The organism is bacterium, from assembly GCA_020444065.1.
Classification (GTDB): Bacteria; Sumerlaeota; Sumerlaeia; order SLMS01; family JAHLLQ01; genus JAHLLQ01.
In genome coordinates this window covers 698,153-720,499 of sequence record JAHLLQ010000002.1, presented here as the reverse complement: position 1 = coordinate 720,499, position 22,347 = coordinate 698,153, and the positions used below count along the sequence as shown (strand labels likewise).

The following is a 22,347-nucleotide window of genomic DNA, read 5'->3' as shown; positions in this document are numbered from 1 at the left end:
TCAGGCAAGAAGAGACACGTGTCGCTAGCGTGTGGCTTTTCTCAGCGCTTCCAGTCGTGCGTCAGGACCTCGACGAGGGCCGCGACGGACCACGCCTGGGCAAAACAGCCCCGCGGTTTATGGGGCGCATCCGCGTCGAAGATTTCGGAGCAGCTTTCCATGCAGCCTTCGTTGTGGAAATGCTCCAGAAGCTCGCGGATCAGGCCTGGAACAGCGGACCGGAGTTCACGAACACGATCGCCTTCGGAGTGCACGCCGGCCAGGTACGGCGCCAACAACCACATCCATGCGGTGCCCTGATGGTAGGCCCGATCACGCGCCAGGCGATCGCCGCAATAGATCCCATGATAGTTTGGATGATCCGGATCGAGCGTTCGCAGACCCCTGGGAGTCAAGAGCTTATGTGCCGCAGCTCGAAGTACATTCGCGCGGTGATAGGACGGGATGATGTTGTTTGTCAGGCCGAACGGGATGATCATATTGGGGCGGATCGTTTCGTCCCGCGTGCCCGGCCCGTCACGATCGACAACATCGGCCAGGTGATCGGCTCCATCGATCAAGAAACGGGAGGCGAAGGCGCTGCGGCAGCGCTCGGCCATCACGCGCCACTCGGCCACGGTCTCGCCGCCGATGCCGAGCTCGAACTCAGCGTCCGCGAGCAATGTCAGCGCGTTGTACCAGAGGCCCTGGATTTCGACCGGCTTGCCATGGCGCGGCGTCGGAACTTCCCCGTTCACCTTCACATCCATCCAGGTCAACTGACTGCCCGGATCGCCGCCGCGAAGCAATCCGTCGCGATCGACCTTGATCCCGAAGTGTGTCCCCTCGCGATGCCACCGAATGATGTCGGCAAGCTTATCCAGGTTGTCCTTGATGAAGTACCAGTCACCGGTTGCCCGCGCGTAGCGGAACGCCGCTTCGAAGAGCCACAGCGTCCCGTCGATCGTATTGAACTGGGGCTCGTCGCCGCCTTCCTCGGGAAAGAGGTTAGGGATGATCCCCTTGTTCGCGTGGTCGAGGAAGTGCGAGATGATCGAACGCGCATCCTCGAACCGATACGGCAGCAGGCAAAGCCCGGTGAGAGAGATCATCGTATCGCGTCCCCAGTCCGTGAACCAAGGATAGCCGGCCAGGATGGTATAACGCCCATCGTGGCGACGAACGACGCAATCGTCCGCGGCCTTCGCCAGGCTGTTGCGCTGCGAAGCAGTCAACAAGTCCGAGCCGGAGAGGCCAGGAATTTCCAACTGCGCGCGGCGCGAGCGTTCCTGGTGGAACGCCTCGGCGGGTTCGAAGTCGGGCTTCTTGCTGGTAAACACGATCCACGTCGGCATGTCGGGCTCAACGGTGAAGCGGAACGATGGCGCTTTCCAGAGGTCTCCGACAGCGTTCTCTTCACAGTCCGCCTCAATCGCGTGCACGACGGCGAATGGTCCTTCGGTCTGTGCGTCGCCCGCGATTAGTTGGGACGCAGACACGACCTTGAGGGTCGTGCCATCGATGGAACCGAGTTTGCCAGCCTTTGGCCACTTCTTCACTCCGGGATCGTGCCCAAGTATCGGACGCAGTTCGAGAGTCTGCGACTTGGACCCGTGGACTTCGCCGTCGAGTTCGTACTGGACGACAACGGCATCGCTGAAGCGCGGCATGAAGACGCGCTTTACGAGCGTCCCCCCGCCCGGCAGCGGCCAGGTCCACGTAGCAAACGGATGCGCGTAGAAAGTGGCCTCCAGTTCAGGATCTGACCACTCGGTCCCCTGCAGAGTATCCGTCAGCGCGATGCGCTTATCGTCATCGCCGAGGGCATACTCCTCAAGTCCCGCAACGAGACGCACGCGTGCCGTGGGTGGTTTGCGAGCGACCCAGAGCAGGCCGTGCCAGAAGCGCTGAATCTCGCCGTGCTCCGTCCCGCACGCAAAGCCGCCACTGCCATTTGGTTCCAGCCATTCGCGTTTCGTCATGTTCAGATCACCTGGGTGTGTTCTTCGCACATTCCCCTTCAGGGAAACGGACACGGGCGGGCAGCGCAAGGGGCGAGTGGGGGTTGTTGGGCGTTCGCGCCGCCCATGCGTCATCGTGCGGCGAGCGTCTCGTAGTAGAGCGCCTCGATTTCCTCGGCCATGCGCGCGGGAGAGAACATCGGAACAAGACGCTCGTGGGCCTGGTCAGTCAGACGCCTGCGAAGTTCCACATCGGCGACGGCGCGCTCGAGAGCTTCTTCCATCGCATCCACGTTCTCGGGCGGAACGAGAAGGCCTGTTTCGCCATCGTCGAAAATCTCCGGAAGTGCTCCAACGCGGGTCGCGACAATAGCAACGCGACTGGCGGCGTACTCGGCGGCAATTCGGCTGAATCCCTCGCTGCCGCGGGAAGCGATCACCCCGATGTCCAACGAGGCGACAAGTGGTGCGGCATCGTCCAGCATCCCGAGGAAGTGGGCGCGGTCGCCCAAGCCGGATTGTTGATGTAACTCACGTTGGCGCGGATGATCTAATGTGATTTTGCGGCCCGCGACGACGACTCGAACATTGGGATGGCGAGCCGCTACACGCGCAACGGCGGGCAGGAAGATGTCGTGGCCCTTGATGCGCTGCCAGCGGCCCAGGCACCCGATCAGAATCTCGTCGCCCGGAGCGCCCAACGAGGCGCGCAGTTCCGGATCGCGCCGATCCGGCCGAAATCGCGTTGTATCGACGGCACCAAGAACGACCCGACGGCGTGAATCAGGCAGCCAGTCGCCCAAGTCTCCCAGGCCGGAGAAAGCCGCCTGCGAGACGGCCGTGACTCCGTCCGTACATCGGCGGAAGAGCCACCGGTTCGCAACGCTCTGCTTCATCGGCAGAACAACATGACGCGTCCGAACAATCCGGCTGGAGGGCGTCGCGAACGGGCGGACCAGCGCCACGCACCAGTGCTCCTTACCGCGACCGACATGGATGATGTCCGGGCGGAACTTGCGAAGGAAGCGTGCCACGGCGCGGTACTGACGCGGGCGATTTGCTCCCCTGCCACCGGCGAGACGCCAGGGCACGCGCATGATCGGATAGGTCGTCTCGCGCAGGTTCTTCGAGAGCCAACCACGGTTCGGAACGACCATGCGCACGCGGTGACCGCGATCGGCCAACTCGCGCGCAAGCAGATCCGTCCCGGCCGCCTCGCCGATCCAGCGATGGGCCGTGTTGAACACTGCAATGGAAAGACGATCCCCAATGGTCACGACCGTGCTCCCGCCTACGGTTGGATGCCGTGGGACGGTGGCCCGTCAGGGGGTCTGTTGTCGAGCCTCAAGTGTGTGCGTAAGGCGTGATGGGGCGCGGTGTGGATTGGCGTCCACGAGTCAGCACATATTCTGCGCTTCGTTGCGATGATGGATCGCGAATATCGAAAGCGATCCCCAGTTCATCGTACTTGCGTCCCTGATCCGGATTGCGCGGAGAACGCCAGACGACTCGGCAGGAAATCTGGTGCAGACATGCACCATCGCCGAGCGTCAGGAGGGCGATACCTCCTTCGCGTGGCATCCAGTTTTCAGCGCCGGTCGGGCAGCGCAAACGCGCCCCGGCAGTGGAAACATCGGACATCATGACGAGGAAGGTGTGGGGACGCAGCTCGCCCCCTGGTTGCAGATAAGCCAGTTGAGCGGGCAGCAGGCACGTTTCGCGTAGGTGGGTGCGACGGTTACTCTGGCTCATGTCGAAGTGTACTCCTTCGGCCTTGGCCGGCGAGGCGCAGGTATCGACAAAACGCCTCATGCACAACCACACGTGCGAATACCGGACCAATTTATGGTCTAATTCCTATCCGAATTGACCGGGCCGGTCAATTCGGGAATTTAGGGGAATTGTGAAAAACCGACGAAAATCGACCCGCGCGCGGTGTTGAAGCGCTTATTCATCGCCTTCCGGGAATGTCTGGTGGGGCGATAGCTCGCCGGAATCGGCGTTTCCAGCCTCTCGGGCCCGCTCAACGATGAACTGGATGTCGGGCTGGGTGTTCCGTTCGTTCTTCTCGAAAAAGAGCCCCAGCTCGTGAAATCCCCGTCCGTCAGAGTCCTTCCGCTCGCCGATCCACACGATCCGACAATAGACTTTCGCCTTCCGCTCGCCGCCCCGAACGATGATTCGTGCGAACCGAACAGAGGTAAGCAGGAGCCGATACTGGTCCTGGGGAAGGTTCGGAACCTGAACTTTCATCCCGGACTGTGAAACGTCTGCAACCTGGCACATGTAGGGGATCGGGCGGAATGTCTCCTCTGGAAAGAGGATGTAGAGCTCAGCGCGAAAGCGGCAACGGACTCGTGGGAGGCGACGACGTTCGGGAGAGGACATGGGGCGAGGAGGCTCCTTCCGACAGCGAGACTTCGATTCTGTTTCGTTGTAGTCGAGCGAGCAGTTGGGACCAAGAAGAAAACGGACAACAGTGAAAAACGCGCGTGGATTTTGGGTGGCGCCCTGGAGCAATGGGTGTAGACAGAGTCGAGGAGCGCGGAGATGGGCAGCGCGATCATATTCTTCGTTGTATGGATCGGAACGCTGACGGCGTTCGCAGCAATTTCCTGCCACGGCCTGCGCCGAGAGGTTCAACCGACGCGCCGCCGCGACGTCACCATGGCGTGCGCAGACAATGAGGCCGATCTGAAGGAGCGGCTACGGAAGACGATCAGGCGTTCCATCATGCTACCCGCTGTTGTGGTCGGAGGGGGTTTGATCGCGATCTACTCGCTCATCTTCCTGGCAATGGCAGGGATTTCTGAGGGAATTCTACTGCGTGCCTTCAACGCGTTCCTCGGTCCCATCCTGATGGGTTCCATCTGCCTCCTTCCTGCTCTTCCTGTCTGTTGGGGGATCATCGCATGGAACTGCGCGCAGGCGTGCGAGAAGAATCAGGATTTGCCGCATCGGACGGAGCCTGTCGCCATTCTGCTGTCTTCGCCGGCCGTCGTCTTGGTTCTTTTGCCCTGGGCTCTGCTGTCCATGTTGTTGTGGAGTGTTATCTCGACGAAACTCGGGGAAATCCTGGCTTTTCCCTTGGTAATCACTGCCTTCTGGCTCACGACCCGCCTCATCTTTGCTTTCCCCCAGCGGATGAAGGCTCGCTTCGTGCGCGCTTATCCGTATCGCGAGTAGGGATGCACGATGACTGTGGCTATGATCTCCTTCGTGATCATGCTCTTCGGCAGTCTGTCGATGATAGCGGGCTTGCTGTGTCACGGAATGCGCCGCGAGTTGAATCCCACGCGCCGGCGGGACTTAACGCTGGCCGGCGCAGCGACTGCGCACGATCTGGCAGAGCGAACGAAGAGAACGTCGCAGTGGGCCTTGAATGCTGCGATTACGATGGGGGGAGTCGGCATTGTGGGGGGCTGGATTGTGGGACCGATCGTCCCCAGCAACCTGATCTCTAAGGTCTTCGTGGGGCTATTCGTTGGCGCGGCATGCCTGCTGCCAGCAACCTTCTGGTGTTACGGAGTTGTCTGGGGCTGTTGTCTCCAGGCGTGTCGGCGGAACAAGGACCTCTCCTACTGGACAGAACCTCTCGCAGTGCTATTCTCGTCGCCTGCCCTTGGCATTGTCTGGCTACTAAAGGAGGCGGTCTTAATCATCGCATTGTGGGTGGCACCGTGGGGCAGAACCGCTGTGATCTTCGTCAGTTTCCTGACAGTCTTGTTCGCACTCGTTGTTGGAGTGGCCGTGATAGTCTTGATTCCGGGGGTATTGCGCGGTCACTTCGTGCGCGCCTATCCCTATCGCGAGTAACACTCGCGCCGGCGTTTGGCCAGGCCGGCGCCGAGGAGGAGGAGTGCGCCGAATGTGATCATGACGCCCTGCTGAAAAGACTTCGGCTCGTAGCGAAGGCGAATCATCGTGGTGCCAGGATCGGCGAGGATGCCGATGATGACTCCGTCCGCCGGGACGAGTTCCAGCAGGTCTCCATTTTCATTCTCTGCCTGCCAGCCACGGCACCATGGAATTGAGACGACGACCGTCGCGATGTCGGGCAGTGGCGACTCCAGAGTCACATCGAATGTTCGCGCATCAACCCACTCCGCGGATGTCACGGCAGGGATGGCTCCTCGGAGCCAAGGCGCGATTTCGCTTTCGACGAATGCGATTTCGTAAGGGTCGTTGGCCATGGCTCCGCGAAGGGCTTGCTCGGGCGTCTCTACCGCCACGGCGCGCGGAACGATCCACGCCATCGGTCGGTCTTCCTTGAAACGCGAAAGCGGCCAGCGGGGGTTGTCGACGATGACTTCCACATTCTGCGCGAGTTGCTCGATTCCAATGCCACCCGTCCCGGGGAAGCGGTACTCGGGACGGAAGTAATCCCACCTTCCAACCAGGTGCTGCACGGCGAGCACGCGAAGCAGGTTCGAGTTCGGGTTCGTCATGAATGCGCCGTGCGAAGGGTACAACTGGATGACTCGGCCGGATCCAAATCGCGTGGCGACAGCATACCGTTCGAGTAGAAGCGGATTGTAGCCTTGCGCATCCTGCACGTCTTGCCACGCCGCGAGATCGGGCAACAGCGACAGGCCGAAGTCCGGTCGGCGCGAATCGTAGGAGTACGCCATCGTGGGATCGAGCGTCAGGAAACGCCGCCCGCTGTCGCGGATGATCGAGGCGATCTCAGGATCGGGATCGAATCGCTCCGGCGTTGTGAAGACGCGTTCGAGGCGCGGCAGAATCCACACTCCCCCGCCGAGCAGAATCATCAAGGCCGCGATCGCTGCGATGCGCGGAAGTCGCCGTCGACGGAAGAACACGATCAGATTCGCTGCGCCCAGTCCGGCCGCCGCCGGTCCGACAACGGACCAGATGATGAGCGCTCGCCGCGGTGCGTGAAACCCGTCGTACAGCGGAAGGATCTTCGCCCACACGGGTGCCAGTACGCCCAGTGCCAACACGTAACTGAGCACGCCGATCACAAGAAGCAGAATCGCCGGCTTCGCGGTCTTTCGGCGGAAGAGTGCCAACGGGATGAGCGCCAGTGCTCCGAAGCCGATCGCATTGATGGAGTCAGTGTCCTCAAGCGGCGTACCGGAGAAACCAATCAGCGAAGTCCACAGGAAGGATCCTCCGAGGCCTTGCGTGCGAAGTTGATCGAGGCCGATCTCGCCGCGGCTGGCCTGATCGAGAAAATCGAGCGTCGGAAGCAACTGGATTGCCGCCAGCGCAGCCGCGAGGGCACCGGCTGCGAGGCCTTGAGCGGCGGCAAGAGCGAGCACGCGTCCTCGGCGCCGTTTGGGGGCTTGCTGGAATGCGCGACCGAGCCAATAGATCGGCAAGAGGATTGCGGTGTAGTAGCTGATCTGGGGCGCTCCGGCCAGCAATTGCAGCGCGATGAAGACCGAGGCCGCGAGCACTCCCCCGCTGCGCCAGGCACCGCGCCTCTGGTGCGCAGCCGCATGGGCGGCGAACTCAGCGCTCAGGAAAATCCAAGGCACCCAAGCGACGGCGAAGAGATGCGGCTGAAGAGCGATTCGACTGACCATCATCGAGCCAAACTGGAAAGCCAGCGCCGCGAAAAGCGCTGCGCTTCGCCAGTGGCCCAAGCGGCGGGTCCAGGCGTACATTCCCCACCCGGCCCAGACGTAGTGAAATAGAATGACGAGTCCGTTCGTCAGAACGCCTGGCACCAGGAAGAGCAGCCAGAGCGGTGGGTACCAGACAGCGATCTGTGGGTCGGCGGCCAGCGGCGTGCCGGACAAGAGGGTCGGCATCCAAAGCGGAAGCGTGCCGCTGTGGAACTGGCGGGCGGCTTCGAGGCGCATGGGATAGAGCTGCGCGACAACGTCCATGAAGTCGGGCAGGTATCCCGCCAGTAACGGCCACCAATAAAGAACCGGCGCCACGACGAGCACCAGCAGAAGCGGGCCGTCGTGGCGCAGGAACGTTCGAAGTCTGGCGGTCACGGGAACTTACTTCTTCCCCTTCTTCTCCATCGCGGCACGCAACAGATCGCCGAGGCCGGAGCCGACGGTCTTCTCGTCTTCCTTCTTCATGTACTGCTTGATATTCTCGCGCTCGATCTGGTCAAGAGCCTGCTTGCGAGACAGCGAGATCCGTCCCTTGTCCGGGTCGATCTTCAAAACCTTGACGGGAATCTCCTGATCCACGCGGACGACCTTCTCGGCCGATTCGACGCGGGCAACGTCGAGCTCGCTGATATGGACTAGACCCTCGACGCCGGGGGCGACTTCGACGAATGCGCCAAAGCCGGCGACGCGAGTGACCTTGCCGTTCACGACGGAACCGGCGGGATGCGCATCCACGAATCCCTGGAATGGGGACTCACTGAGCTGCTTCATTCCAAGACTGATTCGCCTACGGTTACGGTCCAGCTCCAAAACCACGACTTCAATCTCCTGGCCTTCTTTCAGGAGATCGCTCGGGTGGTTCGGCCGCGTGGTCCAACTCAGATCGCTGATGTGCAGAAGTCCCTCAACATTGTCGGAGATCTTCACGAAAGCGCCGAACTCACGCAGGCCGGTGACGGTGCCTTTGTGGCGCGTACCGACCGGGTACTGGGCCTCAATGTCCATCCACGGATCGCGGGAGAGGTGCTTCAGGCTTAGGGAGAGACGCTTCTTCTCCTGGTCGACTTCAATGACCTGGCAGGTCACTTCGTCGCCCACCTGGAACTCGTCTTCGACCTTCTTTTCGCTGGACTCCCAGGACAGATCGGAGACGTGGAGCAAGCCGGTAATGCCTTCCTGGAGTTGAACGAAGGCGCCGAAGCTCTGGATTCCAACGACCTTGCCCTTCACGGTGGAGCCGGCGGGGAAGATGTCGTTGATCGTCTCCCACGGATCGCGATTCAGGCGCTTGCGAGAAAGCGTGATCTTGCCCGTTTCGGGTGAAACATCGAGAACCTTGACGTCGATTTCCTGGCCGGGTGCAACGATCTCGCTGGGATGGCTGGCGCGATCCCAGGATAGTTCGCTGCGGGGGACAAGGCCCTCTGCGCCGCCTTCGAGTTCAACGAATGCGCCGAAGTCCAAGACGTCACGAACCTTGCCCTTCAGATTCTGGCCGGCGGCGACAGTGGAAAGGAACTCCAACTGGCTCTTCTCGCGGCGCTCCGCCAGGAGTTGACGGCGAGAAAGCACGACGCGCTTGCGGTCCGGGTCGAAATCCAGAATGTGCGCCTCGATATCCTGTCCAACCATGGTCGACAGATCGCCAACACGGAACAGGTCGACATGGCTGCCCGGCATGAACGCGCGCATGCCAATGTCGACAACGACGCCACCCTTCACAGCTTCGGAAATCACGCCGCGCACGGGGACCTTCTTCTCCCAAGCTTCAGCAACCATGCGCACGGCCTGGGCGGCGCGGGCTTTCCGGTAGCTCATATCCGGATTCCCGTTCTCATCCCAACCTGTCATCAGGATGCGAACGCGATCGCCGATGTTGACGGTCGGATTGCCGCGGGCATCCAGGAACTCGCCGATCGCGATGGCGGCTTCTTCCTTTGAGCCGTAGTCAAGAAGCACGGCGTCTTCGAGGATGCCGACAACCGTGGCATCGAAGAGCTCGCCCATGGTCTTGGGGGCGGATTCCGGGAGGTGTTGGTCCAGGAGGGCGGCGAACTCGTCGTCCTCTTCCGTGGATTCTTCGCGAGGCTCGTCCTCGGGGATGTCCGAGTTCTTTTCCTCGTCGAACATGGCGTCTTTCATCTGATCTTCCGACATGGGGTCCTCTGGTGATGGGTTCATTTTGGGGAGTGGGCACGGGGTGCCCCGAAACGGGAGCAAGCGTCTTCCCACGCCCCCCGGCGTTTCAACAAGAGATGCACCACTGCGGCGAGTTTTTCGCCCATGGGGAAGACGGGCGCCTATTGCCCGGAGAGCGCAGGGGCTGCAGCCGCGCCCACGATGACGAAAAGGAAGATGACCGCGGCGATGAGAATGCCAACAACTGCTAAGATGATGTTGATCCACCCCAGGATTCTGCCGGCCTTGGCCATGCCCTCGCCGGTTTCCATGTTCTGACTTCTGGCGATCTGATCGTCCGCGATATTCGCGAAAATGATGGCAAGGATTCCACCGATGCAGCCGAGGCCGAAGAATCCGAGGATCCCCATAACGAGGCTCATGACTGCCATCGTATTGGTTCGAACCTGCTGCGGCCAAGGCTGGGGCTGCTGGTACCCATATCCCTGATCCGGTGGATAGGGAGGTGGCGACTGCGGATTCTGGGGATCGTAAGACATATCGAGTAGCCCTCCGGGCAAAGAGACGTTCTGGCTATTCTACGGGAAACCGGAGGGAGTATTCAGTCTCAAGCAGGGAGGGGGCAATCAGAGCCGTGCGTCGTGACAGAAAACCGGCCCCGGGCGAACCCGGGGCCGGCGAGGACTTCAGTTTGGTCCAAGGAGATCAGGCCTTGGCCTGGCCCTTCGGCTCGGCGTCCATGATTTCCTTCGAGGCCTGGTCTGCGTACTTCTCGAAGTTCTTCCGGAACATGCCAGCCAGTTTCTTGGCCGTCTGATCGTAAGCGTCCTTGTCCTGCCAGGCATTGCGCGGGTTCAGGACTTCGGTCGGGACGTTCGGGCAGGTCTTCGGGAGCGCGAAGCCGAAGAACGGCTCGGTCTCGAACTCGACGTTGTCCAGAGCGCCGCTGAGGACCGCATCGACAATTGCGCGCGTGTACTTCAGCTTGAAGCGTTGGCCAACGCCGTAGGCGCCACCCGTCCAGCCGGTGTTGATCAGCCACACGTTCGAGCCATGCTGCTTCATCTTCTCGGCCAGCATCTCGGCGTACTTCGTCGGGTGCCAGACCAGGAAGGCGGCGCCGAAGCAGGCGGAGAAGGTGGCCTCGGGCTCGGTCACGCCGACTTCCGTGCCGGCGACCTTGGCCGTGTAGCCGCTGATGAAGTGGTACATCGCCTGTCCCGGGGTCAGGCGGCTAACCGGAGGCAGAACGCCGAAAGCGTCGCAGGTCAGGAAGACGACGTTCTTCGGGTGGCCGCCCACGCAGGGGATCTTGGCGTTCTCGATGAACTCGACGGGATAGCTGACGCGCGTGTTCTGGGTCTTGGAGACGTCCGTATAGTCGACAACCTTCGTGCGCGGATCGTAGCCAACGTTCTCCAGAACGCTGCCGAAGCGGATCGCGTTGTAGATCTGCGGCTCGTTTTCCTGGGACAGATTGATGGTCTTGGCGTAGCAGCCGCCTTCGAAATTGAAGACGCCGTCATCGGACCAGCCGTGCTCATCGTCGCCGATCAGGGCGCGCTTCGGGTCGGCCGAAAGCGTCGTCTTGCCGGTGCCGGAAAGGCCGAAGAAGAGGGCGACGTCGCCGTCGGATCCTTCGTTGGCCGAGCAGTGCATGCTGAGGACGCCCTTCTTCGGAAGGACGTAGTTGAGGACGGTGAAGACACCCTTCTTCATCTCGCCGGCGTAAAGCGAGCCCAGGATGATCATTTCCTGGTGCTTGAAGCTGAGGTTTACGCTGACCTCGGTCTTGACTTCCGGCAGTTCCATGTTTGCGTACATTTCGCCGGCGTTGTAGATGACCCAGTCGGGATCGCCGAAGTTCTTGAGTTCTTCCTCGGTCGGGCGGATCAGCATATTGTGCATGAACAGCGCATGGTACGGCAGCGTGCAGATGATGCGGACCTTGATGCGATGCTTGGGATCCCAGCCGGCGAAACCATCGACCACGTACAGTTGCTTCTTGGTGTTCAGGAAGCTGATCGCGGTGCCGCGGTTGAAGGCGAACGAGCTCTCACTGATGGGAACGTTAATGCTGCCCCACCAGATATCGTTCTTGGTGGAATCTTCCTCGACGATGCGCTTGTCCTTGGGGCTGCGGCCGGTGCGGGGAACGGAATCGGCCATCAGCGCGCCGTTGTGGGCGAGATCGTGGCCCGGGGTTTCGAGGGCCAGTGTGTAGAGCTTCGCCACGGTTGGATTGCGGATGTTCGAAGGAACTTTGGTGATGCCGTGCTTGGTGAGATCGATACTCATTGCCCTGCTCCTGAGAAAATGGCGTTCTACCGAATTCTTGGCCGAACCCAGGGGTGTTCCCGATGATTCTGGCCGGGTTTTTGTGCAATCTCGGTACAGAAGTGGTGTTCTGCGGCGAGATTGGCTGAACTTTGCTAGAGTTTCCCGTCAAAGTTTTTGCCCTGCCCTAAAGCAGGGCGGAAAGTAATCGAGGCGCTGGCAGCCAGTCAAGGCCCAGTTTGTGAATTTTTTCTCAAGGCCTAACCACTTCCACGCGACAATTCGTACTTGGGTTATCCACACGGTTCCCCCGCACTAAAAGCGTAATCGTACGATAGTACGCAAATTCCGCAGATTGGACCGTGGAATGCCAAAGAAAACGGACCGAGAGGTGTCTCTCGGCCCGTCAGATTGTCGTTATACTGAGGATATCGCGGCGACCTATTCGTCTTCCGAGGCCGCAGCGGCGGCCTGCAATCCCTGCAAACCATGACACAAAAGGGTCGCCCGATTGTGGCTCATCTCGAGGAATCCGCCCTCGATGTGGATGGTCTGCTCTCGGGTGCCCTGCCGGAGGACGGCATCGCCTTCCTTGAGCACCGAGACGATCGGCGCGTGATGGGCCAGGATGCCGAAATAACCGTCCTCGCCCGGCAACGTCAGTGCGGTGACGGGTTCGTCGAACACGGCCTGCTGGCGCGTCACGATCTGGAGATGAAAGTCAGCCATGGGTTACTCTTTCGGTCAGGAGTTCATCTTCTCGGCGTTTTCGATGGCTTCATCGATCCCGCCGCACATGTAGAAGGCCTGCTCGGGGTACTTCTCGTTGTCGTCGAACTCGCCGTCGACGAAACGCTCGAAGGCGGTGATCGTGTCTTCGACCTTCACGTAGGCGCCGGGGCGGCCCGTGAAGATTTCTGCAACGTGGAAGGGCTGGCTGAGGAAACGCTGCATCTTGCGCGCGCGCGCCACGGTGATCTTATCGTCCTCGGAAAGCTCGTCCATACCGAGGATGGCGATGATGTCCTGAAGGTCCTTGTAACGCTGAAGCGTCTGCTGGACTTCGGTGGCCACGCGGTAGTGGCGCTCGCCGATGATACGCGGATCCTTGATTCGGGACGTGGAGTCGAGCGGATCCACGGCGGGGTAAATACCGAGCTCGGTCAGAGCACGGTTGAGAACCGTCGTAGCGTCGAGGTGCGCGAAGGTGTTGGCCGGCGCGGGGTCGGTCAAGTCATCCGCCGGCACGTAAACGGCCTGCACGGAGGTAATGGAGCCCTTGCGCGTGGAGGTAATGCGTTCCTGCAGGTTACCCATTTCGGTCTGCAGCGTGGGCTGATAACCCACGGCAGAGGGCATGCGGCCAAGAAGCGCGGAAACTTCGGAACCGGCCTGCGTGAAACGGAAAATGTTATCGACGAAGAGCAGCACGTCCTGGCCGAGCTCATCGCGGAAATACTCCGTCATGGTCAGAGCGGACAGGGCAACGCGGAGACGAGCTCCAGGGGGCTCGTTCATCTGGCCGAACACCAGGGCGGCCTTGGAGGACTTGCCTTCGTTCTTCGGATCGGTCGGATCCACAATAACGCCCGCGTCGTTCATTTCGTGCCAAAGGTCGTTGCCTTCACGAGTACGCTCGCCGACGCCCGCGAAGACCGAGTAGCCGCCGTGGCCCTTCGCGATGTTGTTGATCAGCTCCATGATGACGACGGTCTTGCCGACGCCGGCGCCGCCGAACAGGCCGATCTTGCCGCCCTTGGAGTACGGGCAAAGAAGGTCGATGACCTTGATTCCGGTCTCAAGAATCTCGGTGGCCGGCAGCGTATCGACGAAATCGGGGGACTTGCGGTGAATCGGCAAACGCTGCTTCGGGTCGGCCAGTCCGCCGCGATCGTCGAGGGGCTCTCCCAACAGGTTGAAGATGTGGCCAAGAACCTGGTCGCCGACGGGAACGGTGATGGGCTCGCCCGTATCAACGACCTTCATTCCGCGAACCAGGCCGTCGGTGGAGGCCATAGAGACGCAGCGCACGGTGTTGTTACCGATGTGCGAGGCCACTTCGAGAACCAGGTCGATTCCGGCGGCTTCATCGATGACGCGCAGGGCGTTCAGAATGTCCGGCAACTGGTCCGTCGGGAATTCGACGTCGGCGGTCGCGCCGATGACTTGTTTGATTACGCCTTCCTTCATGTGCTCTTTCCTTGCGGGCGGCAGTTTTGGTTGATGCGTCAGCCGAGGGCTTCTGCACCACTGACAATCTCAGTAATCTCGGTCGTAATTGCGGCCTGGCGGGCCTTGTTCATCTGCAGCGACAGCTTGCCAACCAACTCGTCGCTGTTCTTCGTGGCGTTGTTCATGGCGAGCATTCGCGCGGAGTGCTCGGAGGTGAACGTCTCCGCCAACGTCAGGTAGATCTTGCTGCGCAGGTACTGCGGCAGCAGCGCCTCGAACACACGCTTGGGCGAGGGCTCGAGAATGTAATTGATCGGATGCGAGGCTTCTTCTTCAGACAGTCCGAATGCTTCGGGCTGGAGCGGAAGGTACTGCGTGATCTCGGGCTTGTTGGAAGCGGTCGAGATGAAGTGCGGCGCGATCAGCTTGATCTCCGATACCCGGCGATCCTGCCAGAGCTTCAGAAGCAAATTCCCCAGATCGTCGGTGGTGGAGCCTTCAACACGGCCACCCAGATCGACGACGGAATCGACAAGACGCTCATTGAGCCGACGGCGGAAGTAATCGCGTCCCTTCTTGCCCACGCAAACCATCAGCGCATCGGGATGCGTGCGCAAGTAGACCTCGGCGGTCTTAATGAGGTTCGCGTTGAAGCTGCCGCAAAGGCCGCGATCGCTCGTGAACAGAACGACCAGCGTCGGCAGTTCGGAATCCTGACGATTCTCGAACAACTCGTTCTCCCCCGCCAGCGGGCTGAGGGCGAGTCGCCCAAGCAGCAACTGGAGCTTTCGGGCGAAGGGCCGAGCCGCTTCCATCACGCCCTGGGTCCGGCGCAGCTTGGCAGCCGCCACCATCTCCATGGCACGCGTGATCTTGCGAGTGCTCTTGATCGACCGGATTCTCCGGCGCAGTTCTTTGATTCCCTTGGCCATCGTTACCTATCGCCTTGATGCGAGGGTGTGGGTCCCGTTTCGGTTACTCGGACGCGTTTTCCTGCAGGAACTTCTCCTGATACTCTTTGCAGGCCTTGTGCATCTTCTCCTGCAAGTCGTCGGACAGGACCTTCTGCTCCTGGATCGAGTGCAGGATGTCGGGATATTTCTCGTTCACATAGGCCTTCAGGCCGGTGATGAACTCAGTCGTCCTCTCAACGTCGATGCTGTCCGCGTAGCCATTGGTACCAGTGAAGATCTCGAGCACCTGCTCGGAGAGCGGAAGCGGCGCGTACTGGCCCTGCTTCAGGATCTCGACGAGGCGCGCACCGCGCGTGAGCTGCTGCTGCGTGGCTTTGTCGAGGTCGGAGCCGAACTGCGCGAAGGCTTCCAGTTCACGGAACTGGGCCAACTCGAGGCGCAGCTTACCACCGACGGCCTTCATGGCCTTCGTCTGGGCGGAACCACCCACACGAGACACGGACAGACCGACGTTAATGGCCGGACGAACGCCACGATAGAACAGGTCGGGTTCGAGGTAGATCTGTCCGTCGGTAATCGAGATCACGTTGGTCGGAATGTACGCGGACACGTCGCCGGCCTGTGTTTCAATGATCGGCAGAGCCGTCAGAGAACCGGCGCCCAACTCGTCGCTGAGCTTGGCAGCGCGCTCGAGCAAGCGGGAGTGCAGGTAGAAGACGTCGCCGGGATAAGCTTCGCGGCCGGGCGGACGACGAAGCAGCAGCGAAAGCGTACGATACGCAGCGGCCTGTTTCGACAAGTCGTCGTAAACGACGAGCGCGTGCTTGCTCTGATCGCGGAAGTACTCCGCCATCGTAACGCCGGTGTAGGGTGCGATATACTGCAGCGAGGCGGGCTCGTCGGCAGACGCGCAGATCACCGTCGTGTAATCCATCGCCCCGTTTTCCTCAAGCGTCGCAACGACGCCTGCCACAGACGAGGCCTTCTGGCCGACAGCGACGTAGAAGCAGTGAACGTCCTGCCCCTTCTGGTTGATGATCGCGTCGATGGCGATGGCCGTCTTGCCGGTCTGGCGGTCGCCAATGATGAGCTCGCGCTGTCCGCGGCCGATGGGGATCATCGAGTCGACGGCCTTGAGACCAGTCATCAGGGGCTCGTGCACGCCCTTACGAGCGAGAACGTTCGGCGCGGGGCGCTCGATGGGCCAGTGTTCCTTGGCCGCGATCGGGCCCTTGCCATCGATGGGCTCGCCGAGGGAGTTGACCACGCGGCCGATGACGGCTTCTCCGACGGGCACTTCCATGATGCGGTTGGTGCGCCGCACCGTGTCGCCCTCTTTGATTTCCGTGTCGATTCCGAATAGAACGACGCCCACGGAGTTCTCCTCCAGGTTGAGCACCATTCCCTTCAGTCCGCCGGGGAATTCGAGCAACTCGCCCATCATGGCGTTGTTGAGTCCGTACACGGTGGCGATCGAGTCGCCCACTCGCAGCACGGTTCCAACGCTATCGACGTCGAGTCCCGTTTCGAAGCTTTCGAGTTCTTTTTTCAGAATCGAAGCAATTTCGTCCGCATGAATTGCCATTGGTATTAATACTCCCGAGAGCGATGGCTGGCAGTGGTTCCCGTCAGTTGACGGGCGCTTTCATCAGTTCAGTGCGAAGTCTGGCCATTTGACCTTCCAGACTATCATCGATCAGGAGATCGCCGGCTTTGAAGACGACGCCTCCGATGATGTCCGGATCGACCACGTAATCGAGGTTGAGCGAGAGCCCGGTGAAATTCTGCAGGGCGAGCTTGAGCTCGGCCTGCTGTTTCTCGTCCAGAGCGACAGCCGAGGTGACTCGGCCGTGAGAGATCCCGCGGGATTTCTCGAACAGCCCGCGATAGAGCTCGAGAGCCTCTTCGAGAGCAGTGATTCGTCCGCGCCGCAGAAGAAGCAGAACGAAGTTTCGCAGTAGCACATTGAAGCGCCCCTTCATCACATTGTCCACGTGGGGAATCTTCTTCCCCTGCGGAATGTGCGGGCCTTCCAGAAACGCCACAAATTGCGGCGTGTCCTGAAGAGCCTTCAGGAAGGCTGCTGCCTCTCCGTCGATTTGCTCGTCGATGCCCTTGTCACGGGCGGCTTCGAAAAGCGCTTCGGCGTAGTTCTTCGCGGCCACGAGATCTCCTCGAGTTCTGCTCATGAGCTCTTCCGCTTCTCCATATCGGCGATGAAGTCATCGACGAGCTGGCGATGCTTGGCATCGTCAACCGAGACGGAGAGGAGCTTGCCGGTGGCCGTGAGAGTCATCTCGACGACTTCGCGGCGAAGTTCCAGGCGTGCCTTCTCGAGCTCCATGTCCATAGCCTGCTTGGCCTTGACCGTGATGCTCTCTGCTTCGTGGCGCGCCTTCTCGATAATCTCGGAGGCCATTTGGCGGCCTTCGTCGACGGCTTTGTTGTGGCGCTCGCGCGCCTCGTCGTCGATTCGCTTCAGCCGCTCTTCGTAGTCGGCGATCAGCGTGTTGGCTTCACCCATCTTCCGATCGATTTCCTCGAACTTGGACGAGACGGTTTCCCGCCGCTGGTCGAGTAATTCGAGAATCGGCTTCCACGCCAGGAGCTTCAGCACCCAAAGCACGGCGAGGAAGGTAACGATGGTGGTGAGAACCTGTCCGCCGATCTCCGCCATCGGAGATGCGGCCAACAACAATGTCCCGTTCATGGTCGAAGTCCCTAGTAAAGAGTGCGGGTTGCGCCGAATCCGGCGAGCGGTTTCGAGCGCGCGTGCTTCACTTCAAACAACCGATGGCCTGCGAGGATTTCGCAGACAATCGGATGCTTAGCTGAACATCCCGCTGGCCTTGGCGACGAACGGAGCAACCAGGGCGTAGATGGCGAGAGCTTCGATGAAGGCCGCGCCGATGATCATGGCGATCTGAATGCGGCCAATGGCTTCGGGCTGACGGCCCATGGCTTCCATAGCGGAGCCGACGGCCTTGCCCAGGCCAAGTCCTGCGCCAAGCGCGGCGATGCCCAAACCGATGGGATAGGCAATACCAAGAGTTTGTTGAACTGTCTCCAGCATCGAAAAAGCCTCCAATGAGGTAAAATGGTTCCAAATTCTATTCGGTTAACCGTTCGCCCAAGCGATCGGGATTACCCAGTATCTTGTGGGCGTTTCACCCACCCTTCGTTAGTGCTCGTGCTCCTCGTCGTGCGGCAGGACCAACAGAATGTAGATCGCCGAAAGGAGCGCGAAGATCAGTGCCTGGATTGCGGACAGCAGCAGTCCCAGGAAGTAGAACGGGAAGGTCAGCGGCACGCCAAACCACTCGCCGGCGCTGCCGAACATCCCCGTCGAAATCGTGAAGCCAAGACCCAGCATAACACCCATCAGGATGTCCTTGCCGAGGATATTGCCGAACAGACGCAGCGCAAGGCTGACGGGCTTCGCGAAGAAATCGCTGACCAGTTCGATGAACATGATCAACGGAGCCATGATCCACGGAATCAGATTCTTGTGGAACGGCGTCGGAGGGCTGCCCGCAAGGTGGTGCAGGTAATTCAACGGCCCCAAACGGAAGATCGCGACGGACATGTAGTAGATAAACGTGCAAAGCGCCAGGCTGCCGGTAATCAGAAGCGATGCGGTCGGGGCCTTCATCAACGGAATCAGACCCATGAAGTTCATCATCAGAACGAAGAAGAAAAGGGAAGCGACGTACGGCATGTAGCGCCGTCCGTTTTCCTTACCAAGAATGCCCTGACAGAAACTGTCGACGCCGTCGACAAGTGCTTCCATTGCCGACTGTGTACGCGTGGGCTTACGCATCACGATGTCTTTGCTGCGTCGGAAGGGGGCCGTAGCAAGGAAAGCGACCACGATGATGATGAGAGCGGCTATTCCGGCGAAGAGATTATTTTCCCAAGGCGCGTAATCGACGAAAGGCGCGGGCTCTTCGAGGCGACCAACGTGCAGCGTCTGCGCGACCGTCAGACCGTCCTTGGGATTGCCGTAGGGATCCTTCCCTTCGGCCTCCATCTGCTGCGCTTCGGCCTCCCACCAGATCTGAACGAAGTGCGGCAATTCGGGCGGGTGCGTGACGTGACGTCCGTGGTGCGCTTCGGCTCCGTGGGCGGCATCGGCCGCACCGTGAACGGCAGCAGTGGCATCGTGAGCAGCATCCGTAACGTGACCGAGAGTCGCTTCGCCGTGCGAAACGGGGTCGGAAGCGTCGTGGCTGTTCGCGTTCTCGCGAACCAGCAGAATCTCGTGTTCACCTTGTGACGATTCAGGCATCGGTTGCCGTTCCCATAAAGAAGGATCGAATGTCCTTGGGCATCTGGCGCCCATCCGGATTCTGCTTCCGGCTATCCACAATGATCTGGCCGATGCAATCCATCAGGGCCACGATCAGAAACATATTGAATCCACAGAGAAAGCTCGTTGCCTGCAGGCCGGTCACCGGGAGAACGGCGAACACCAGGGTGCCGAGCAGCGCGATCTTGATGGAGAGCCAGATGAGCGGGCTGACGATGTTCTTCTCGGTCAGGCCGACGAGGATTGCGCCAAGAGCAAACCAGTTCAGCAGGCCGAAAAAGGCTGCGATTGCGAAACGGGAGCCCCAGTCGAAATCGACCTGAAGCGCCGTGATCATCGCCACCGCGGCGCTGACCAGACCCGTCTTCCAATACAACCAACGTAGTGCCCGGTTCTTCACTTCTTGGAATCCGTTTCGTCTTCCCGGGCCATTGCCCGCAAGATCTTAGCGCTTTCCCAAACGGCGACAATCAATCCGAGGACAAATCCTACGAAGAAACCAGTCGCTGAATCTCCAAAGTGCTTCCCGATGAAGTAGCCGACGGCTCCGACCCCGAGCGGCCCGCCGAGTATCAGACTCGGAATTGCGAGGGCCATGGACTGCCTGCGCAGCTTCTCGCCGTTTTTTCTCCAGCGGTTGTCTTCGCTCACACAATTTGCCCGGCGCGACAAAATTCCATCCGTTGCGCTGGCGACCTCCCAGCGCGCGGGGCCGGAGGTCTAGGAGAGCGGGGGCTGACACTTCAACCGAAAAGTTTGTGATTTTTTTCTCATGCCCCGAGGGCCGGCTGGGGAGCGAATCTCGTGCCCGCGGGAAACGGCCAAATACCGCCAAATCTCCCCAAACGGCCGCCGAACACATGGCATCGCGCCGAAATCGAAGCACAAGATAAAGGCGCCCGACGATACCGCCGGGCGCCCAGGAAACTGCAGGTTGGATACTGGAGGATTACTGTGCGGCCGCCTGCGGAACCATGAAGACCATCTTACCCTTCTGGCCGCCGTCAACCATCGATGAGCTGCTGTACATTGTGCCGAGGCTCTTGACGAGATCGATGACTGCGAAGCTCATCTGCATCTCTTCCTGGCCCATGCTCATCATACCCATCAGCATCGGAGCGATGCCCTGGAGCGTGTTACCAGTGCCTTCGAGGTTGACGATAGACATCTGGTTGGCAGCGCTGGGCAGGTATTCGCTGGCACGATTGAACTTCGCGCTCTTGTTCAGGCCATCCTTCTGGCCCTTCTTGGTATCGATCGCGGAACGAATCCCGGCTTCGGTGATCGAGACGACGACATAGCCGTCGACCTTTGCGCTGTAGAGGCCCATCTGGACCGGAGAGCCCGGAGGGGTTGCGTTCAGGGCACGAATCGTCGCGCCGTTGTAGGCCTCTTCGACAACCTTGGGGGCGGGAGCATTCGGATCCATCTGCTGCTGAGACAGTTGCGCGACAATCACGTTCTCGAGGCCGGTGAGGACCTTATTCAGCTTCTCGTCGTTGTTGATCTGACCGACCAAGGCCAGGTCGATGTCCGGCGCCATCATGTTGGCCACCGAGAAGGAATTCAGGAAAGCACCAACGTTCGGGCCGATGGCGGGGAGAAGGTCTCCGCTGACGGTGAAGCCGAGCATGCCCTGCGACTGTGCGTCGATCATCTCAAGCGTGGGCACGTTCGGGTTTGATTTCTGGGCTTTGGCAAGCTGCTCGTTGATGATGGCCTTGACCGTGTCGCTCTCGAAGATGTTGCCCGACCAACCGAGCAGGACATCGGACCCGGCGAAGTCGAGTGTCTTGAGTTCACCCGGCTTTGCGGTGGCAGCGAGCTTCTGTACTGCCGCGTCTTCGACGACGGCGAAGGAGTTCGCCTCGATGCGATCGGGAGCGAACAACATGGTGGCCGAGAAATCGCCGGCCTTCATGTTCAGTTCCGCCAAGGCCTGCTGAGCCTCGGGGGGCGCGTAGGCAGTGACCAGATTCATCAACTTCTCGCCCTTGCCGAAGATCAGCACCTGGGAGTTGCTCATCTGGACTTCCTTGTAGGCCTTGGCAAAGCCAGCGACCTTGTCCAGCGAGCCGCCGCCCGAGAGAGCGCCTTCGATGGTCGGAACAGAGGTCGACATCAGGAGGACGTCGCCGACCGGGGCCATGTTCAACTTGTACATCGGGATGCTGGTGACGTGGTTCGTTCCGATCTTCTTGGACTGAATGGCCCCCTCGGGTGCCTCGCCGCCCATCTGGGCCGTGATCTTATTGACCAGGTAGTCGTTCAATTTACCCGCGTTGGCCGCGTCATTAAAGCGCGCTGCGAGGAGAACTTGTGGCTCAGCTCCCTCTGCGCCGGGGATCAGGTAGAGGTCGAGGCCCTTGAGGACTTTACCCAGCAGATCGTCCGGATTCAGGCCAAAACCGAGCTCAAGTTCGGCCTTCTGGAGATCGAGCTTGAACTGCTTGAAATCGGCGTCGTCCGCGATGGTAGGCAGGGCGAGGATCGATTCGACCTTCTCGCGCATCGGCATGGCGGAAATCGACTTCCACATGCCGTTTGCATCATTGATGCTGATCATTGCGTCAAAGTTGGCTGGAACATACTGGGGGGCAGCGACGGACTGGGCCCGTACCGCGAATGGAACCATCAAAACAAGTAAAGCCAGTACAGTCAGGCATTTACGATATGCGAACATGAATTTCTCCTTTAGTCGACATACTGTGGCGGATGCTCCGCCCGCTGGAGACTATACGCGGTCGCGGCCGAAGCATTCACTCCCATAGACCGGAAAGTGGAATGTAAGGATAGGTTACGTCATCCGTGTTTCTTGTGTGCCCCCGCCAAAATGCGGCGTCAACAGGGGAGAACAGGGCTGGTGCCAGCTCCAAGCCTGAAGAGTCTCAGCAATATTCTTTCTGGCTTAATATGCGTATGGTGTTGACAGTGAGAAAGGGCGGCCCTCACAATTCTAACGCTAACCTAGCAACTGTAGATTTCTGGCGGCATCGGCT

The 22,347-nt window shown here is 60.2% G+C and carries 21 protein-coding genes; 2 read left to right on the top strand and 19 right to left on the bottom strand.

Annotated features, from left to right (window positions below; all coding sequences use genetic code 11):
- Positions 1 to 41: 41 nt before the first annotated feature.
- From KQI84_07360 to KQI84_07345, 4 genes are all read right to left on the bottom strand, one after another.
- Complete coding sequence (locus tag KQI84_07360; GenBank protein MCB2154690.1) at positions 42 to 1,961, bottom strand: amylo-alpha-1,6-glucosidase; 1,920 nt, start codon at positions 1,959 to 1,961, stop codon at positions 42 to 44.
- Between the two features lie 110 nt (positions 1,962 to 2,071).
- On the bottom strand, positions 2,072 to 3,217 hold the full coding sequence (locus tag KQI84_07355) for a glycosyltransferase family 4 protein (protein MCB2154689.1): 1,146 nt from the start codon (positions 3,215 to 3,217) through the stop codon (positions 2,072 to 2,074).
- A gap of 67 nt (positions 3,218 to 3,284) precedes the next feature.
- The gene (locus KQI84_07350) at positions 3,285 to 3,692 is read right to left on the bottom strand and encodes a PilZ domain-containing protein (protein ID MCB2154688.1); all 408 of its coding nucleotides are present in this window, start codon (positions 3,690 to 3,692) and stop codon (positions 3,285 to 3,287) included.
- Positions 3,693 to 3,887: 195 nt separating this feature from the next.
- A complete protein-coding gene (locus KQI84_07345; protein MCB2154687.1) occupies positions 3,888 to 4,328 on the bottom strand; it encodes a PilZ domain-containing protein in 441 nt (146 codons plus the stop codon).
- 162 nt (positions 4,329 to 4,490) lie between these two features.
- On the opposite strand from KQI84_07345, the gene KQI84_07340 reads away from it, so the two are divergent.
- Both KQI84_07340 and KQI84_07335 read left to right on the top strand, forming a co-directional pair.
- The gene (locus KQI84_07340; protein MCB2154686.1) at positions 4,491 to 5,126 is read left to right on the top strand and encodes a hypothetical protein; all 636 of its coding nucleotides are present in this window, start codon (positions 4,491 to 4,493) and stop codon (positions 5,124 to 5,126) included.
- Between the two features lie 15 nt (positions 5,127 to 5,141).
- Positions 5,142 to 5,756, top strand: a complete 615-nt coding sequence (locus KQI84_07335; GenBank protein MCB2154685.1) for a hypothetical protein — start codon at positions 5,142 to 5,144, stop codon at positions 5,754 to 5,756.
- Here KQI84_07335 and KQI84_07330 read toward each other — a convergent pair.
- From KQI84_07330 to KQI84_07260, 15 genes are all read right to left on the bottom strand, one after another.
- Positions 5,744 to 7,912 (bottom strand): hypothetical protein, encoded by a 2,169-nt coding sequence (locus KQI84_07330; protein MCB2154684.1) that lies wholly within the window; start codon positions 7,910 to 7,912, stop codon positions 5,744 to 5,746. The genes KQI84_07335 and KQI84_07330 overlap by 13 nt on opposite strands.
- A gap of 6 nt (positions 7,913 to 7,918) precedes the next feature.
- Positions 7,919 to 9,694 (bottom strand): 30S ribosomal protein S1, encoded by a 1,776-nt coding sequence (locus tag KQI84_07325; protein MCB2154683.1) that lies wholly within the window; start codon positions 9,692 to 9,694, stop codon positions 7,919 to 7,921.
- 143 nt (positions 9,695 to 9,837) lie between these two features.
- A complete protein-coding gene (locus KQI84_07320) occupies positions 9,838 to 10,215 on the bottom strand; it encodes a DUF4190 domain-containing protein (GenBank protein MCB2154682.1) in 378 nt (125 codons plus the stop codon).
- Between the two features lie 166 nt (positions 10,216 to 10,381).
- A complete protein-coding gene (pckA, locus tag KQI84_07315; GenBank protein MCB2154681.1) occupies positions 10,382 to 11,974 on the bottom strand; it encodes a phosphoenolpyruvate carboxykinase (ATP) in 1,593 nt (530 codons plus the stop codon).
- Between the two features lie 420 nt (positions 11,975 to 12,394).
- Positions 12,395 to 12,682, bottom strand: a complete 288-nt coding sequence (locus KQI84_07310) for a F0F1 ATP synthase subunit epsilon (GenBank protein ID MCB2154680.1) — start codon at positions 12,680 to 12,682, stop codon at positions 12,395 to 12,397.
- Positions 12,683 to 12,697: 15 nt separating this feature from the next.
- Positions 12,698 to 14,143, bottom strand: a complete 1,446-nt coding sequence (atpD, locus tag KQI84_07305) for a F0F1 ATP synthase subunit beta (protein ID MCB2154679.1) — start codon at positions 14,141 to 14,143, stop codon at positions 12,698 to 12,700.
- Positions 14,144 to 14,181: 38 nt separating this feature from the next.
- Entirely contained in the window at positions 14,182 to 15,057 is an 876-nt protein-coding gene (gene atpG, locus KQI84_07300) for an ATP synthase F1 subunit gamma (protein MCB2154678.1), read from the bottom strand.
- A gap of 43 nt (positions 15,058 to 15,100) precedes the next feature.
- Positions 15,101 to 16,624, bottom strand: coding sequence for a F0F1 ATP synthase subunit alpha (atpA, locus tag KQI84_07295; GenBank protein MCB2154677.1), 1,524 nt, complete (start codon positions 16,622 to 16,624; stop codon positions 15,101 to 15,103).
- 43 nt (positions 16,625 to 16,667) lie between these two features.
- Positions 16,668 to 17,228 carry an ATP synthase F1 subunit delta gene (gene atpH, locus KQI84_07290; GenBank protein MCB2154676.1) on the bottom strand — a complete coding sequence of 187 codons (561 nt, stop codon included), beginning with the start codon at positions 17,226 to 17,228 and terminating at the stop codon, positions 16,668 to 16,670.
- Entirely contained in the window at positions 17,225 to 17,749 is a 525-nt protein-coding gene (atpF, locus tag KQI84_07285; GenBank protein ID MCB2154675.1) for a F0F1 ATP synthase subunit B, read from the bottom strand. Before atpF ends, atpH begins: the two co-directional genes overlap by 4 nt.
- A 117-nt stretch (positions 17,750 to 17,866) precedes the next feature.
- The gene (gene atpE, locus KQI84_07280; GenBank protein MCB2154674.1) at positions 17,867 to 18,112 is read right to left on the bottom strand and encodes an ATP synthase F0 subunit C; all 246 of its coding nucleotides are present in this window, start codon (positions 18,110 to 18,112) and stop codon (positions 17,867 to 17,869) included.
- Between the two features lie 108 nt (positions 18,113 to 18,220).
- The gene (atpB, locus tag KQI84_07275) at positions 18,221 to 19,327 is read right to left on the bottom strand and encodes a F0F1 ATP synthase subunit A (protein MCB2154673.1); all 1,107 of its coding nucleotides are present in this window, start codon (positions 19,325 to 19,327) and stop codon (positions 18,221 to 18,223) included.
- Positions 19,320 to 19,748, bottom strand: coding sequence for a hypothetical protein (locus tag KQI84_07270; protein MCB2154672.1), 429 nt, complete (start codon positions 19,746 to 19,748; stop codon positions 19,320 to 19,322). The genes atpB and KQI84_07270 overlap by 8 nt, the downstream gene beginning before the upstream one ends.
- Positions 19,745 to 19,999: a TMEM134 family protein gene (locus KQI84_07265; protein ID MCB2154671.1), complete on the bottom strand. Its 255-nt coding sequence runs from the start codon at positions 19,997 to 19,999 to the stop codon at positions 19,745 to 19,747. Before KQI84_07265 ends, KQI84_07270 begins: the two co-directional genes overlap by 4 nt.
- Before the next feature lie 298 nt (positions 20,000 to 20,297).
- Positions 20,298 to 22,031, bottom strand: coding sequence for a hypothetical protein (locus KQI84_07260; GenBank protein ID MCB2154670.1), 1,734 nt, complete (start codon positions 22,029 to 22,031; stop codon positions 20,298 to 20,300).
- Positions 22,032 to 22,347: the final 316 nt, after the last annotated feature.